This is a genomic window from Aeromonas sp. 95A (assembly GCF_051919235.1).
GTDB classification, from domain to species: domain Bacteria; phylum Pseudomonadota; class Gammaproteobacteria; order Enterobacterales; family Aeromonadaceae; genus Aeromonas; species Aeromonas veronii.
Genome location: NZ_JBQBFC010000001.1, coordinates 3,533,163 through 3,547,358, shown reverse-complemented (window position 1 = coordinate 3,547,358; position 14,196 = coordinate 3,533,163). Strand labels below are relative to the sequence as shown.

13 protein-coding genes are annotated in these 14,196 nt (G+C 59.1%); 9 read left to right on the top strand and 4 right to left on the bottom strand.

Annotated elements, in window-relative coordinates:
* Positions 1-102 precede the first annotated feature (102 nt).
* From ACTG2U_RS16185 to ACTG2U_RS16175, 3 genes are all read left to right on the top strand, one after another.
* Entirely contained in the window at positions 103-1,743 is a 1,641-nt protein-coding gene (locus tag ACTG2U_RS16185) for a sensor domain-containing diguanylate cyclase (RefSeq protein ID WP_439974759.1), read from the top strand.
* Between the two features lie 4 nt (positions 1,744-1,747).
* Positions 1,748-2,851, top strand: coding sequence for an EAL and HDOD domain-containing protein (locus ACTG2U_RS16180; protein WP_139429741.1), 1,104 nt, complete (start codon positions 1,748-1,750; stop codon positions 2,849-2,851).
* 65 nt (positions 2,852-2,916) lie between these two features.
* Complete coding sequence (locus tag ACTG2U_RS16175) at positions 2,917-3,507, top strand: HAD family hydrolase (RefSeq protein ID WP_158112729.1); 591 nt, start codon at positions 2,917-2,919, stop codon at positions 3,505-3,507.
* Between the two features lie 131 nt (positions 3,508-3,638).
* On the opposite strand, the gene hfq is transcribed toward ACTG2U_RS16175, so the two are convergent.
* Positions 3,639-3,998: an RNA chaperone Hfq gene (hfq, locus tag ACTG2U_RS16170; protein WP_005335772.1), complete on the bottom strand. Its 360-nt coding sequence runs from the start codon at positions 3,996-3,998 to the stop codon at positions 3,639-3,641.
* A 176-nt stretch (positions 3,999-4,174) separates the two neighbouring features.
* On the opposite strand from hfq, the gene ACTG2U_RS16165 reads away from it, so the two are divergent.
* The 3 genes from ACTG2U_RS16165 to ACTG2U_RS16155 are packed head-to-tail and all read left to right on the top strand — an operon-like array spanning position 4,175 to position 7,654.
* A complete protein-coding gene (locus ACTG2U_RS16165; RefSeq protein WP_042081548.1) occupies positions 4,175-5,446 on the top strand; it encodes a paraquat-inducible protein A in 1,272 nt (423 codons plus the stop codon).
* The gene (gene pqiB / locus ACTG2U_RS16160) at positions 5,439-7,088 is read left to right on the top strand and encodes an intermembrane transport protein PqiB (protein WP_005335774.1); all 1,650 of its coding nucleotides are present in this window, start codon (positions 5,439-5,441) and stop codon (positions 7,086-7,088) included. Before ACTG2U_RS16165 ends, pqiB begins: the two co-directional genes overlap by 8 nt.
* Complete coding sequence (locus ACTG2U_RS16155) at positions 7,085-7,654, top strand: PqiC family protein (protein WP_439974758.1); 570 nt, start codon at positions 7,085-7,087, stop codon at positions 7,652-7,654. The genes pqiB and ACTG2U_RS16155 overlap by 4 nt, the downstream gene beginning before the upstream one ends.
* Positions 7,655-7,866: 212 nt before the next feature.
* On the opposite strand, the gene ACTG2U_RS16150 is transcribed toward ACTG2U_RS16155, so the two are convergent.
* On the bottom strand, positions 7,867-8,448 hold the full coding sequence (locus ACTG2U_RS16150) for a YjaG family protein (RefSeq protein ID WP_005335839.1): 582 nt from the start codon (positions 8,446-8,448) through the stop codon (positions 7,867-7,869).
* 162 nt (positions 8,449-8,610) lie between these two features.
* Between ACTG2U_RS16150 and ACTG2U_RS16145 the strand changes: the two genes are divergently transcribed.
* The gene (locus ACTG2U_RS16145; protein WP_005363043.1) at positions 8,611-9,555 is read left to right on the top strand and encodes a D-2-hydroxyacid dehydrogenase; all 945 of its coding nucleotides are present in this window, start codon (positions 8,611-8,613) and stop codon (positions 9,553-9,555) included.
* A 71-nt stretch (positions 9,556-9,626) separates the two neighbouring features.
* Here the strand turns inward: ACTG2U_RS16145 and mepM are convergent, their stop codons facing one another.
* Positions 9,627-10,964: a murein DD-endopeptidase MepM gene (mepM, locus tag ACTG2U_RS16140; protein ID WP_005354854.1), complete on the bottom strand. Its 1,338-nt coding sequence runs from the start codon at positions 10,962-10,964 to the stop codon at positions 9,627-9,629.
* Between the two features lie 260 nt (positions 10,965-11,224).
* Between mepM and ACTG2U_RS16135 the strand changes: the two genes are divergently transcribed.
* Both ACTG2U_RS16135 and ACTG2U_RS16130 read left to right on the top strand, forming a co-directional pair.
* Positions 11,225-12,523, top strand: coding sequence for a LapD/MoxY N-terminal periplasmic domain-containing protein (locus ACTG2U_RS16135; RefSeq protein WP_335811937.1), 1,299 nt, complete (start codon positions 11,225-11,227; stop codon positions 12,521-12,523).
* A complete protein-coding gene (locus ACTG2U_RS16130; protein WP_335811936.1) occupies positions 12,520-13,461 on the top strand; it encodes a TAXI family TRAP transporter solute-binding subunit in 942 nt (313 codons plus the stop codon). Before ACTG2U_RS16135 ends, ACTG2U_RS16130 begins: the two co-directional genes overlap by 4 nt.
* On the opposite strand, the gene ACTG2U_RS16125 is transcribed toward ACTG2U_RS16130, so the two are convergent.
* Complete coding sequence (locus ACTG2U_RS16125) at positions 13,456-14,130, bottom strand: transglutaminase-like cysteine peptidase (RefSeq protein ID WP_042052461.1); 675 nt, start codon at positions 14,128-14,130, stop codon at positions 13,456-13,458. The genes ACTG2U_RS16130 and ACTG2U_RS16125 overlap by 6 nt on opposite strands.
* Positions 14,131-14,196: the final 66 nt, after the last annotated feature.

Sequence of the window (14,196 nt, the reverse complement as noted above, 5' to 3'; positions counted from 1 at the left end):
TGGCTTAATGCAACCATTATGTGCGCCACCTCTCCTTTCTGACATATTAATCAAGGAGAAATATGTCTATACTCGCTTGGGTACAATCCAAGGGATATTGGTATGCAGGAATGGGACCCGGAACACTTCACCAACTTCGCTCAGTTATGCGAAGTGAGCCTCGCCACCATCCGTGAAAAGACCGATGCCGAACGCCTCTACCTCTGGCTGAAAGCCCCCGAACCGCAGCTCTACAGTTTTCAGCTCGATCACGGGCTGACCACGCTTGATCTCGCCCATCTCGGCCAACTGACCCTGCCCCACCACCTGATCGACAAGGCGATGGAGAAGGGACAACTGGTGATCGAGCAGCTCCAAGCACCGCCGGATCCCGGCGAAAATGTGGAGCCCGCCCAGCCGCAGTTACGCGCCTGTTTCCCTCTCAAGCGTCACATGAAGCTGGAAGGGGTCATCTATCTGGAGACCCGCCGCCGCATCGACCGCCTCTCCTCCCACCAGCGTCAGGGTATCCAGCTCCTTATTCACTATCTGACGGCCGAGCTCAGCAATCACCTGCTCTCCAGCCAGGTCAATCAGGAGCGGGACCAGCGGCTCCATACCCAGACCGATCTGGTACAGAGTCAGGCGCTGCAGGGCTCCTTCCTCAATATGCTGCAGGCGCTGCACATGGTCAGCGTCACCCTCTCCCGCAGCCGCAGCGAAAACGAGCTGCTGCGGGACGCCGTGCTGCTGGCCCGCAAGGAGCTGCAATTCGATCGGGTCGCCATCTTCCTGATCGAACCCGATGGCAAGACCATGCGCGGCACCTGGGGCACCAGCGAAGAGGGCGAGCTGATGGATGAACACAACTTCATCAGCCCCATTCCAGACCACCCCACGGTGCAAGAGGCGCTCAGGCGCAAGGACTACGTACTGGTGATGGAAGATACCCCCCTCTACTACGAGAAGCAGCAGGTGGGCCGTGGCTGGAACGCCATGGTATCGCTATGGGATGGCACCACTCCCATCGGCTGGATCGCCGCCGACAACCTGCTCTGGCACCGTCCGCTCAAAGCCTATCAGAGCGAGATCTTCAAACAGTACGCCGCCATCCTGTCGCAACTGCTGATCCGCCAGCGCACCCAGGAGCAGCTGGAAGCCCTCAACCGCCAGCTGGAGGCCAGGGTCGCCGAGCGCACCATGCAGCTGGCCGAGACCAACCGGGCGCTGGAGGAAGCCAATCACCGCCTCTCCCTGCTGTCGCTGGAAGATCCCCTCACCGGCATCGCCAACCGGCGCCAGTGGGACATAACCATGCAGCGGGAGTGGGAGTGGGCACGGCGCACCCAGAACCTGCTGGCGGTATTGATGATCGACGTCGACGAGTTCAAGGCCTACAACGACCACTTCGGCCATGCCAAGGGGGATCTCTGCCTGCAACAGGTGGCCCATGTGCTGCGGGATGCAGAGCGGCGCTGCACCAATCTGGTCGCCCGTTACGGCGGGGAGGAGTTCGTCATTCTGCTCTGCGCCCCCCAACCCGGTGAGGCCGAACAGCTGGCAGGGCGGATCCACGATGGTCTTGCCCGCTTGAAAATGCCCCATCCCGCCTCGCGGGTTGCTGATTTCATTACGGTTAGCATAGGCTTTAGCTATCTGGTTCCCTCCCAGGACGGAGCATGGCAGACCCTGACTGAACAGGCTGACCAGGCGCTCTACCACGCCAAGTCACAAGGGAGGGCCCGCACTCTGGCCTATCGGTGATCCCATGCTGTTGCGTCGCTACCCTATCTTCAATCGTCGCCTGGCTCTGGTGGCCTACGGCATCGACTATCAGCTCAGCTCACCGGCCGAATGGCCTTCACTGGCGCAACATTGCCGCCTGCTGGCGCAGGGGCGTCAATATCTGGTGCCCTTCACCCACGAACAGCTCGATGAACAGCGTCCCATGCTGCTGGATCAGGACGCGATCCCGCTGGTTGAAGCCTCCAGTGAACGCCAGCCCAGCTCGTTTCCGGTGCTGGAGCAGTGGCGCGACAGCCGGCGCAGACTGGCGGTACATGGCGCCAACCGGGATCCACGCTGGCTCGGCGCCAGCCGCCTGCTGGTGTACTGGATGGGGGAAGAGGGGATCTGCCAGCCCACCGAACACAAGCGGATGGCGCTGAACATCGAAACCTGGGCGGATTTTCTCCCGCTGCGAGAGGCGGGGGTCGACTTCTTTGCCGGCGGCTTTCTCGCCCGTCCGGAGCTGGTTAATCAGCGGGCCAACCAGCCCGATATGGCGCTGGTACAGCAGATCCTCCAGCTCATCTGCCACGAAGAGTTCTCCTTCGCCCAGGTAGCCCGCCTGCTGGAGCAGGATGCCTGGCTGCCCGGCCTGCTGCTCACCTACGTTAACGCCCCCGGCTTCGATCATGCCGCCCCCATCACCTCGGTACCCCGCGCCCTCTCCTATCTGGGGGAGCAGGAGATCCGCAAGTTCGTACTGATCAACGGTCTGGCCCGGGTGAGCCAGCACATGCCGGAGGCCTGCACCCGCATGGCCATCGCCCGCGGCCGCTTCTGCGAGTTGATTGCCCTCACCGCCCTCGGTAAAGCGGAGGCAAGCTGGGCTTTTCTGGTGGGACTGGTGCTCGATGGCTCCCTGCTGTCGGAACCGCTGATGGCCCACCTGCCCAAGAGCGTGCAGCGCGCCATCGAACTGCATGAAGGGCCACTATTTCATCTGTTTCAGCTGGTCAGCACCTATGAACAGGGCAACTGGGCTCTGCTGGAACAGCTTGCCCCCAAATATCAGCTCGATCCGGCCCAGCTCACCCCCGTCTATTTTCAGTCACAAATGTGGGGGCAAGCGTTTCTCACCAGCTAGGTGATGGCGAGGCAGAGAACCACTGGCTAGAATGGGCTCCCTTTTTTCAGAGACTGACCCGCACCATGACGCTTTCCGGATTCCAAGGCCTGGTCTTTGACCTTGATGGCACCCTGGTCGACTCCATGCCGCTGCACCTCGCCGCCTGGGAACATACCGCCCGCGAGTTTGGCTTTCACTTCGACGCCGACTGGTTCTATGAGCTTGGTGGCATGCCGAGCCGCAAGATAGCCCTGCTGGTCGCACAGGAGCAGCAGATCCCCCTCGATCCGCTCGAAGTCACCCGCTGCAAGACCGCCCACTATGTGGCCAACCTGCACAAGGCGACCGTGTTTCCGGCCATGCAGGCGCTGGTCGAGCGCTATCATGGCGTCATCCCGATGGGGATCGGCACCGGCTCGCCCCGCGTCAACGCCGAAGCAGTGCTGCGCAACACCGGGCTGGATCGCTACTTCTCCGTGGTGGTCACCGCAGACGATGTGGAGCTGCACAAGCCCAATCCGGACACCTTCCTGCTGGTCGCCAGCAAGCTGGGGGTCGAGCCATCAGGCTGTCTGGTGTTTGAAGATACCGGTATCGGGGTACAGGCCGGAGAAGCAGCGGGTATGCAGACCTGCATGGTCAAAGAGGGTCAACCGGTCGGCATAAAGGCGTAGTGCGGAAAAAATATCGCCCTGCAAGGGGCGATAACCGGAACCGACTCTCATACGGGACATGAATGAAAATGAGAGCAGGTTCCGTCAGCCGCTGACGCAGGGCGCGTCAACGGGGAGTGCGGGGCAGACGATTACTCGTTGTTGCCGCCGCCCTGATTGTCGTCATAACGACCCGGCGCACCGTGGGGGCGCGGCGCCATGGAGACACGCGGCTTGCGAGCACGCTGGATATTCACCTGCGGACGGCCGGTGTGCATGGCGATGGTGGAGATCTTGGCCTTGTAGACCAGCTGCTGGTTACCATGAGCATCGGTCAGCAGCACGCTGTACTGGTCGAACCCGCTGATGGTGCCTTCCAGCTTGATGCCGCTCACCAGAAAAATAGCGACCTGACTGCGGTTCTTGCGCAACCAGTTGAGGGCAGAATCTTGCCCGTTCCCGAGGGAGAAGGCTTGCTCAATCGTGGAGTAGCTGGGGGATTCAGTTGTCATAAATTATTGTCCCGCGGAAAAAAAGTGGCGTTTGATTGTGCTAAATGGGCACTGGCTTGTCAAAGTCATTCTCACTCCCGCCAGCAATAGCGCCCTCCGGGGGCTGGTCGCTGACCAGCACAACTGCGATAATCGCCAGCTCTGGCTCTACCACGGGCCTTATCTGGGGTTTTATCTTGCATCCGGTTTCACACCAACACCACACCACCTATGTCCATGATGCCACTGCCTGCGAAGAGTGTGACCTGCTGATACCGGCCACACCGCTCGAGGTGGGACAGGCCAGCTGCTGCCCCCGTTGCGGACACACCCTGAGTCGCCACCTGCCACAGCAGGAGTTGCGGCCGATCTCCTACGGGTTCGCGGCACTTATCATGTTCGTGCTCGCCAATGCCTTTACCTTTATGTCCTTCTCGGCCAAAGGCGTGGGTCAGGAGATGACCTTTTTGCAGAGCATCACCACCCTGGTGGATGAGGGCTATCTGTTTCTCGGCGCGGTACTAAGCCTGACCCTGATCGGCCTACCGCTGGTTTATATGGGCTCCATCATGCTGGTGCTGTGGCGGGTCGATAAAGATCTGCACAGCAATGCCCTGCGCTCCCTCGGCCGTCTGCTCTGCCGGATCAAACCTTGGCTGATGGTGGATGTCTTTCTGGTGGGGGTGCTCATCTCGCTGGTCAAGCTGATGGGGATGGCCGACATCAAGATGGGGCTGTCATTCTGGGCTTTCGTCGGCTACACGGTGCTGCTCATCAAGATGATCTCCTCGCTTGATCAGATGTGGCTATGGCAGCGGCTGTTCGGCCCGACCGAGTCGCGGGAGATCGACCCGGAAGCGGGTGCGCTGGAATCAGGTCTGGTGGGCTGCCATATCTGTGGCGCTCTGAGCGAGGTGGGCAGCCACAGCTGCTCCCGCTGCGGCGGCAAGCTGCATGCGCGCAAGCCGGGCGGCCTGAACCGTACCTGGGCGCTGCTGTTTACCTCCGCCATTCTCTACATTCCGGCCAACGTCTATCCCATCATGGATACGGTGTTTCTCGGTGATGACAGCCCCTCCACCATCCTCGGCGGTGTGGTGCTGCTCTGGGCCATGGGCTCCTACCCCATAGCTGCGGTGATCTTTTTCGCCAGCGTGGTGGTGCCGCTGGTGAAAATACTGGCGCTATTCTGGCTTTGCTATATGGTGCAGCGCGGCAATGTCACCTCCCCCCTCGGCAAGCTCAAACTCTATCGCATGACCGAATTTGTCGGACGCTGGTCGATGATCGACGTCTTCGTGGTGGCCATTCTGGCGGGCCTGATCCGGCTCGACAATCTGATGACCATCTACCCCGGCCCTGCGGCCGTCGCATTTGCTGGTGTGGTGCTGATCACCATGGTCGCCGCCATGAGTTTCGACTCCCGCCTGATCTGGGATTTACAACAAGGAGAACGCGAACGTGAGTGAGCGTAAAAAAAGGTGGAAACCGGGCTCTGACTTTCTGAGCTCTGCCGCCGCAATCTGGATGGTGCCCCTGCTGGCGCTGTTCATCGGTCTCTGGATGCTGTTCCAGCACTGGTACTCCCAGGGCCCCAGTTTCACCCTGACAGTCGCCACTGCCGAGGGCATAGTCGCTGGCAAGACGGTGATCCGCTCCCGCGAAGTGGACGTCGGCCGCATTGAGGCCGTCGAGCTGAGCGATGACTATAGCCATGCGGTGCTGAAAGGACGGCTGACCAATGCTGCCTCCGGCATGCTGCGCGGTGACAGCCAGTTCTGGGTGGTCAAGCCCAGAGTGGGCCGTGAAGGGGTATCGGGTCTGAGCACCCTGCTCTCCGGCGCCTATATCGAGCTCGCCCCCGGCAAGAAAGGTCGGGCGCGGGACGAATACGCCATGCTCGACAAACCGCCGCTCGCCTCCCTCGATGCCAAGGGGCTGCGTCTCACCCTCAGCAGTCGCGACACCCGCGCGCTCGGGGAAGGCTCCCCCATCAACTATCAGGGCTTCACCATAGGTCAGGTGGAAGAGGCGAAGTTCCTGCCGGAAAAGAGCGAGATGCAGTATCAAATCTTCATCCACGCCCCCTATGACATTCTGGTGAGCAGCAACTCCCGCTTCTGGATGACCCCGGGCTTCGAGGTCTCCATGAGCAGCGAGGGGATGAAGGTGAAGATGGATTCGCTGGAGAGCCTGATCGATGGCGGCATCACCATGGGTCTGCCACCCGGCTGGGCGCCTGGCGAACCGGTCAAACAGATGGAAGGGTTCACCCTGTTCCAGGATGAGGCGAGCGTGCTGGCCGGTAGTCTGGATCAGTTCATCGACTACGTCTTCCTGTTCGATGACAACGTGGGTGGCCTGCACCCGGGCGCGGCGGTGCAGTATCGCGGCATTCGGGTCGGTACCGTCATCTCCGCCCCCTACCTCATCGAGGACAAAGGCGTGCAGATCTTCAAGAGCCGCCAGATCCCGGTGCTGGCTCGCATCGAGGTACAGCGCCTCTCCCACCGCTATGCCAAGGCGGAGAAGGATCAATGGCGCGCCCTGTTCGGCAAGCAGTTCAAGGAGGGGTTGCGTGCCAGCCTCAAGACCTCGAGCCTGCTGACCGGCGGCAAGATCATCGACCTCAACTTCTATCCGGACGCGCCACGTTTCGAACAGGCCAAGCTGGCCGGTTATCAGGTCTTCCCCACCGTGCAGGGCGGGCTGGATCAGATCGAGCGCAAGGTGAACCTCATCCTCGACAAGTTTGTCGACATGGACATGGCAACCACCCTGACCAAGGTCAACGGGTCACTCACCACCCTGGATGGCACCCTGAAGAACATCAGTGCAGTCAGCGCCAACCTGAACAAGCTCACCGCCAAGGATTCCACCCAGCAGCTGCCCGCCTCGCTCAACGAGAGCCTCAAGCAGTTGCAGGAGACCTTGCAGGCCTATGATGCCCAGTCGCAGACCAATCAGGACCTGCGTCAGTCGGTGCAGACCCTCAATCAGTTGATGCGCGAACTGCAGCCGCTGGTGCACTCCCTCAACGAGCAGCCCAGCTCGCTGATCTTCGATCGCGCGCATCCATCGGACCCTGAGCCCAAGCGAGGCAAACAATGAAAAAAGATATCCTGACGCTGGCCCTGCTGGGCCTGCTGGCGGGTTGCAGCAGCCAGCCAAGCCTGCACTACTACTCGCTCGATGCCGACAGCCAGCAACCCGTAACGGCCCCGGCCAAACCGCAGCACCAGCTGGTGCTGCGCCCGGTGGCGCTGGCCAGCCAGCTCGACCGGATCAGTCTGGTCTATCAGCTGGAAGGGCAAGAGCTGCACTTCACCGAGTATCATCGCTGGGCCGGTGCGCTGGACGATCAGCTCAACCAGCTCACCCTTAATGGCCTCTCCACCCGCCTGCCGGGCTGGGTGGTACGGCAGGATGGCGCCCGCAAGGGGCCGGTGCTGACCATTCTGGTGGAACGCTTTCAGGGCCGTCATGACGGCAGCGCCGTGCTGAGCGGTCGCTGGCGCCTGCTGGCGGAAGATGGCACCGTGCTGCGCGATGCTCCCTTCCGTCAGGAGCGGGTGCTGCCGGCCGATGGCTATAACGCGCTGGTGAACGAGCTGGGTCAGGGCTGGCAACAGCTGCTCGACCAGATCGCCGCCGAGGTGCGCCAGAGCACCAGCTAATCGGCCATCCGCCGATTGCAGAGATAAAAAACGACGCCAGTTGGCATAAAGCCCGTCATGCCAGTCAATCTATCGCCTGTGCAATAAAAATAAAAAATCCGAAACCAAATCAATTGGTTTCGGATTTTTTCACACTAGACAATCCCCAAAACAGCTTGTTCGAGGCGCACTTACCCGAACGGGAGCTTTTTCCGATCAGGAGCCGCAGAGGATTACTCTTCCAGACTGATCCCGATATTGGAGACGCCATCCTGAGAGGCGAATACTCTGATGGCCAGGATACGATCGCTGTCGCGCTCATGGGCAACCCGCTTGAGCAGTTCAACCTGGAACTCCAGCTCGGCTTCCATGTACTCGTGCTCGTAGAGCTCCTCTTCGGTCAGATCCCGCTCTTCCAGCAGCTCGATAAAACCGGCCACGGTACCGACTGACGCATGACTGGCATCGTTGGCCTCTTCGCCAACCCGGCAGATCACCGAGTTATAAGCGCAGCCCAGCGCAACACAGGCATCCAGCGCGGGATAGGCACCGTAGGATTCAAACTTGCGGGGATCCGGAATGTGAGACTCGAACTCTTCGAGAATGGCACCCAGATTGACCCGGGATCCCTTGACGGTGAGGTAGACCCACATCTGATCCAGCGCATGCCGGAAAGCGCCTGCATTGCCAAAGCCGGAAGCCTGACAGAACAGGGCATAGTTGGGGTACATGCGCTCTGCCAGCGCCAGGGTGTAGACGGTCTGTTGCCAAGGCTGTAGCTCGGCCAGTCGCTTATAAAACTTGTCACCAAACACTGGAGTCGGATCCTTTGCAAAATGTGGGGCAGATTGTAGCCCACGAGGCGCGCGGCGAAAACGAAAAAGCGCCCTGGTCGGCTATGTTGCGATATGAAGTCAGGTAAGATGGGTCGAGAGCGGCATCTTGTTGCGCCGCAAATTCTGATAAGGAACAAGAGTATGAGCCAACGTACCCTTCTTTTGCTCAGCCAGGATAATGCTCACTACGAACGGCTGCTCAAGGCCGCCAATCTCCCCCATCTGCGCATTCTGCGAGCCGATAACCAGAGCGATGCCGAGAAGCTGATCGGCGAAGCCCATATTCTGATGGCCGAACCGGCCCGTGCCAAACCGCTGCTGCCCAAAGCCAACAAGCTGAGCTGGTTCCAGTCCACCTATGCGGGAGTCGATGTGCTGCTCGACCCTGACAGTCGCCGCGACTACCAGCTCACCAATGTGCGCGGCATCTTCGGCCCGCTGATGAGCGAGTATGTCTTTGGTCATCTGCTCAGCCTGATGCGCCAAATCCCCCTTTATCGGGAACAGCAGAAACAGCGACTGTGGCAAAGCCACCCCTATCAGGGCCTCAAGGGGCGCACCATGCTGATCCTGGGTACCGGCAGCATTGGTCAGCATATTGCCCACACCGGCAAACATTTTGGCATGAAGGTGCTGGGCATCAGCCGCAGCGGTCGGGAGCGGGCCGGGTTTGATCAGGTTTATCAGCTACCTGCGCTCAACAAGATGCTGGCGCAGGCCGATGTCATCGTCAGCGTGCTGCCAGCCACCCGCGATACCCGTCATCTGTTCAATGCAGCCCGCTTCGAACACTGCAAACCGGGCGCCATCCTGTTCAACGTCGGTCGTGGCAGCGCCGTGCACTCGGGCGATTTGCTCACCGCACTGCGTACCGGCAAGCTGGCGATGGCGGTGCTGGATGTGTTCGAGCAGGAGCCGCTGCCCGCCGACAGTCCATTGTGGGGCCAACCCAACCTCATCGTCACCCCCCACAACAGCGCCTACAGCTTCCCGGATGATGTGGCCCAGATCTTTGTGCGCAACTACATCCGCTTTATCGATGGCCAGCCACTGGATGGCAAAATCGACTTCGACAAGGGTTATTGACCCTCACTGCACATGCAAAAAGGCCCCGCCAATCTGGCGGGGCCTTTCATTTCAGACTGTGACGACAGGAATCACCCCGCGGCCAGCTCCTTGCGGTAGCTCTTCACCTTGGCAAGGAACTGACGACGCTCCTTGCCGCTGAGCGGTTCAGCCATCGGCAGCTTGGCGGTCATGGCATTGACCGGGCGGTTGTTGATCCGCAGCTCGTAGTGCAGGTGAGCACCGGTCGAGCGACCTGTGTTGCCGGAGAGGCCGATCTTGTCACCCATCTTCACTCGCTGACCGGTTTTGACCAGCAGCTTGCTCAGGTGCAGATAACGAGTAGAGAGAGTACGGCCATGCTTGATGACGATATAAGTGCCCGCCAGCGGGTGGCTGGTTGCCTTCTGGACGATACCATCACCGGTCGCCAGCACTGGCGTGCCCACCGGCACCGCAAAGTCGGTGCCCTCGTGAGGACGCACCATACCGGTTACCGGATGTTTGCGCGCCGGGTTGAAATTGGAGCTGATCCGATAGCGGCTATGGGTCGGGTAGCGGCGGAATCCGCGCTCCAGACTGTTGCCCTGACCGTCGTAATAGTTGCCGTCATCGGAGAGCCAAGCCGACACCGTCTTGCCCTGGCTGGTCACTTCCACACCCAGCAGCTGGCTGTTGCCAGTGCTCTTGCCTTCCACCGTCTCCTGGCGTACCAGCACTTTGAACTTGTCGCCCTTCTGCAGATCCTTGGCGAAATTCATTCGCCACTGGAACAGGTTGGCAATTTTCTGGATATGGTTGGCCGGAATCCCCGCATTGCGGGCACTGACATAGAAGCTGCCGTTGATCACGCCGTTATAACGCTGCGGTTGCCACTCGACCTTCTCATTGATCATCGAGGCGGTATAGGCATCATCGCTGCGCGCCATCACCAGCGTCTGCTTGATGTTCAGGCGGATTTTGAGTTGCTGCAGGATGTTGTCCTGATCGATCAGCAGCTCGATATTCTGGCCCGGCTTGAGGCGCGCCAGATAGTTCTTGTTGTCCGCGTCCAGCACCTTGTAGAGGGTGGTAGTGGAGAGACCGAGATTGTTAAAAATGGCGGTCAGGTTTTCGCCGTTGCGGACCCGGTAATCCTGCCACTGGGGGGTGGTGTCGACCGGGATATCGTCATCCGGCGCACTCTGATCAACCAGTTCGTGATCGGGAATTTCGTTAAAGTCGGTGTTGTTTTCGTTGGTTGCTGTACCTGCGGTATCAATGGGCAACTCAAGACGCAGCGGCCGCTCGAGGATGTCACCCGGAGCTGGCAATAATGCCACTGCTGACAGGGTCATGGCCGTCAGCATCAGCATGGCGTAAAAGTGTTTGCGGGGAACCGGTGGTTCCCAATTGGCAGCCTGTACTACCAAGGGACGGAGACGTTTCATCCGCTATCCTGTATTTAGATCTAAAGAGTGTGATTTGCGATGTCAGTTGTGACAAAACCGTATAAAACTGTTTGTTGGACACAAATAGTTACAAATAGTTCATCACAATCTGCATGAACCTCACATTTTATGCATAACCCGCCCGGATGGGCAGAAATGATCGTCTTTTTTAACCATTTTTTCCTATTTTTAAGAGCCGGGTCGGATTCGCTACTGAATAGAAACCCAAAATGTTGCGATAACTTTTCCATGGAGTGGGTATGTCGTTAGCAAAACTGTTAATCAGAATAATTGTCGTCCTGTTCCTGATCGGTGCTGCGCTGCTGTTTGCACTGGAAGTCACGACGGTCCGCCAATCCATCCTCGACCAGATGTCAGCCAACCTGGAAACCGCCATCACCGCTCTCGGGCTGGTGCTGCAAGGAACCCTGCTCAATGACGACAATGTGCTGGCCGAGACCATCGTCAATGCCATGTTCGACGGCGGCTTCGTCAGCTCGGTCACCCTGATCGATCCCGATGGCCAGTTGCTGTTTCAGAAGGTCTTCCACTCTGCCCAGCAAAATGTCCCCGGCTGGCTTCCCTCGGTTATCGGCATGCCCCCCGTCAAGATTGAGCAAGAGTTGACCGATGGCTGGCGCATGCTGGGCACTCTGACCCTTGAAGGACATAGCGGCTACGCCTATCAGCATCTGTGGAATGCCATCAGTCGCACCGGTCTGGCGCTGCTGGCGGGCCTCGTCGTATTTACCCTGATCATCTCCCTAGTGTGCAAACGCCTGCTGCAGCCCCTGGAGCAGATCAACCTGCAGCTGATCCGTATCCGCAAACACCAGTTCAACAGCACCCTGCCCACTCCCTGGTTGCAAGACCTCAAAGAAGTGGCACTTTCCATCAACCAATTGGTTTCCGAACGCAAACGGGATCTGCTGCAACAACGACTCAAAATCACCCAGCTGGGAAAACAGCTGCCACTGACGCCCCCACAGCCGCTGCAAGGAGTGAGCCCACTGCCGGAAGGCGGGCAACTGCAAAAATTTGTCTCCACACAAGGGGAGATCGCGCTCTATCAGCGTTTCTTGCCCAGTCAGCCCCTCGGTGCCGACAGCGATCTCGCAACCATCCAGAGCGCCCTGCAACAGTGGCAGAACTCTCATATAGAAGGGGTCTTGCTGCCCCTCTCCCTGCTCAATCACCCGCAATGGTCCGAGATTGCCCCTCTGCTAAGCCAGGGTCGAGAAAAAACACTGGATTGGCGCTGGGATGTGGCCACATTCCCCGCCCACGGTCAGTCCACATTGGCCGCGCTACAGGAACAGGGGTGTGAGCTCGCCTTCAGCGCCATTCCCCTCAATGCAGACACCTTCAATCAACTTGATCCGCTCAATCCCATCTTTATCAGCTGTCAGCTGACCGATGAGCCGCTCTACTGGAATCTGCTCTCCCAAACCATGCATGCCGCCGGTTATACCCTGCTGGCAGAATCGGGAGAGTGTCGCGACATCGACAAACTGCGGACCTGGGGTATCGATGGTTATGCCAAGGAGACGCAATCATGAAGAAGCTCGCCATGCTGTTGCCCCTGCTGTGGCAACCCTGCCTGATGGCTGAAACCGTCACTATCGCCACCGGGGGTGAGCAGGGGATTTATCACCAGATAACCAAAGAATTTTGCCGTCTGGCTCATGAGGTCGACGAGCAACTTGCGTGCAAGCTGCAGAGCTCATCGGGTTCAATAGAAAACCTGAAGCGACTGAAGAGTGGCGAGTCCTCCTACGCCATGGTGCAGTCAGACTGGCTGTATCAGGCAAGCAAGGGCTTGGGCCCTTTTGCCACGCAGCCGCAACCTGAGCTGCGCGCACTATTTGCCACCCATGCAGAGCCCTTCACCATAGTGATACGTGCCGATGGAGATATCACGTCACTGGAACAGCTCAAGCTCGCCCCCATCGATATGGGGTTGAAGAACTCGGGTACCCGCCAGACGGCGTTGGCCCTGTTCAACATCTTGGGAGCGAAAGAACAGGATCTCGATCTGAAGAGCATGGCCAACCTGCCGGATGCGCTCTGTAGCAAGCAGATCGATGCATTTGCACTGGTGATGGGACACCCTAACCGGATTGTGCTCGACACCGCCAAACGTTGCGCGGTCACTTTCCTCCCCATCGATGGGGCCACCCGGGATCAGCTACTCAAGGGTGTCAAATATTACCAACGCAGTCAGGTGCCTGCCCGCATCTACCCCGGCAATCTGAAGGCGACACCCACCTTTGCTATTGCCGCCACCTTGGTTACCAATGCCACCATGCCGGAAGAGTCTGTCTATCGCCTGACCAAGGCCATGCTGACCCAGCAAACCAAATTCAATGAGCAAACTTATGGCTACGCCAATATGTTTCACCGGGCACGCAATAAAACCGGCCCTGTGCTGAGCATTGAACAGCATCCGGGCGCGGCGAAATATTTCGATGAGTTGAAGGCGGCGGGCAAGCTATAGCTGACGACGAGGAGAGCGCAGTTGCTCGCTGGAGAAACGGGTCTTCATCGATGTCCACTGCGCCAGCCGATCGGCACTCCCCGCCAGCGTCCCTTCCCGCCGTGACTTCATGATCCAGATGCTTTTGGCATCGAAACTGTAAACGGGAATGAGATCGGTACGCTTGCTACCCGGCAGGATCCGGCTGTTGATGTTGTCGAGCACCAGTGGATCAGCCTTGGGTGTCGGGAAGTAGAGCGTCACCATGTGGAACTGGTTGTAACGCACCGCCTTGACGTAGGCCAACCGCAGCTTCTTCTCATCCACCCCCAGCTCCATCAGGGTGTAGTACTTGGAGATGCTGTAATCCTCGCAATCCCCACCCCGGGCACCGATGAACTCCAGCGGATTGGCCCAGTAATCCTCATCTCCCCACAGCTTGGGGTCTTCACTGTAGGTGAGATTGTTGAAGTAGTTGTTCACCAGCTCGATCTTCTGCTGATCCGTGGTTCCCGCTCTGGGAGTGAGCAGACGAGAGAATGCCTCGGCCCGCTGGATGGCGCGGCCACCGTACACCTCCTGCAGTTTGGCCCGCAGATCGGGGCTGGCAATATATTCGGAAAGGCGCGAAGCCTGCACACTGGCGCAACATAGCGCCAGTGTGCAGGCCGGGATCAACAACCATTTCATACCGGACACTCCATGTCAGATGCTGGAGGTCAGTATAGTCCGTCCGGATGAGAGACTCAGCCGCTA

Coding starts and splice junctions, on each gene's coding strand:
- ACTG2U_RS16145 (WP_005363043.1), top strand. CDS start 8,611: ATGAGCCAACGTACCCTTCTTTTGCTCAGCCAGGATAATGCTCACTAC.
- ACTG2U_RS16175 (WP_158112729.1), top strand. CDS start 2,917: ATGACGCTTTCCGGATTCCAAGGCCTGGTCTTTGACCTTGATGGCACC.
- ACTG2U_RS16155 (WP_439974758.1), top strand. CDS start 7,085: ATGAAAAAAGATATCCTGACGCTGGCCCTGCTGGGCCTGCTGGCGGGT.
- ACTG2U_RS16125 (WP_042052461.1), bottom strand. CDS start 14,130: ATGAAATGGTTGTTGATCCCGGCCTGCACACTGGCGCTATGTTGCGCC.
- ACTG2U_RS16135 (WP_335811937.1), top strand. CDS start 11,225: ATGTCGTTAGCAAAACTGTTAATCAGAATAATTGTCGTCCTGTTCCTG.
- ACTG2U_RS16185 (WP_439974759.1), top strand. CDS start 103: ATGCAGGAATGGGACCCGGAACACTTCACCAACTTCGCTCAGTTATGC.
- mepM (WP_005354854.1), bottom strand. CDS start 10,964: ATGAAACGTCTCCGTCCCTTGGTAGTACAGGCTGCCAATTGGGAACCA.
- hfq (WP_005335772.1), bottom strand. CDS start 3,998: ATGACAACTGAATCCCCCAGCTACTCCACGATTGAGCAAGCCTTCTCC.
- ACTG2U_RS16180 (WP_139429741.1), top strand. CDS start 1,748: ATGCTGTTGCGTCGCTACCCTATCTTCAATCGTCGCCTGGCTCTGGTG.
- ACTG2U_RS16130 (WP_335811936.1), top strand. CDS start 12,520: ATGAAGAAGCTCGCCATGCTGTTGCCCCTGCTGTGGCAACCCTGCCTG.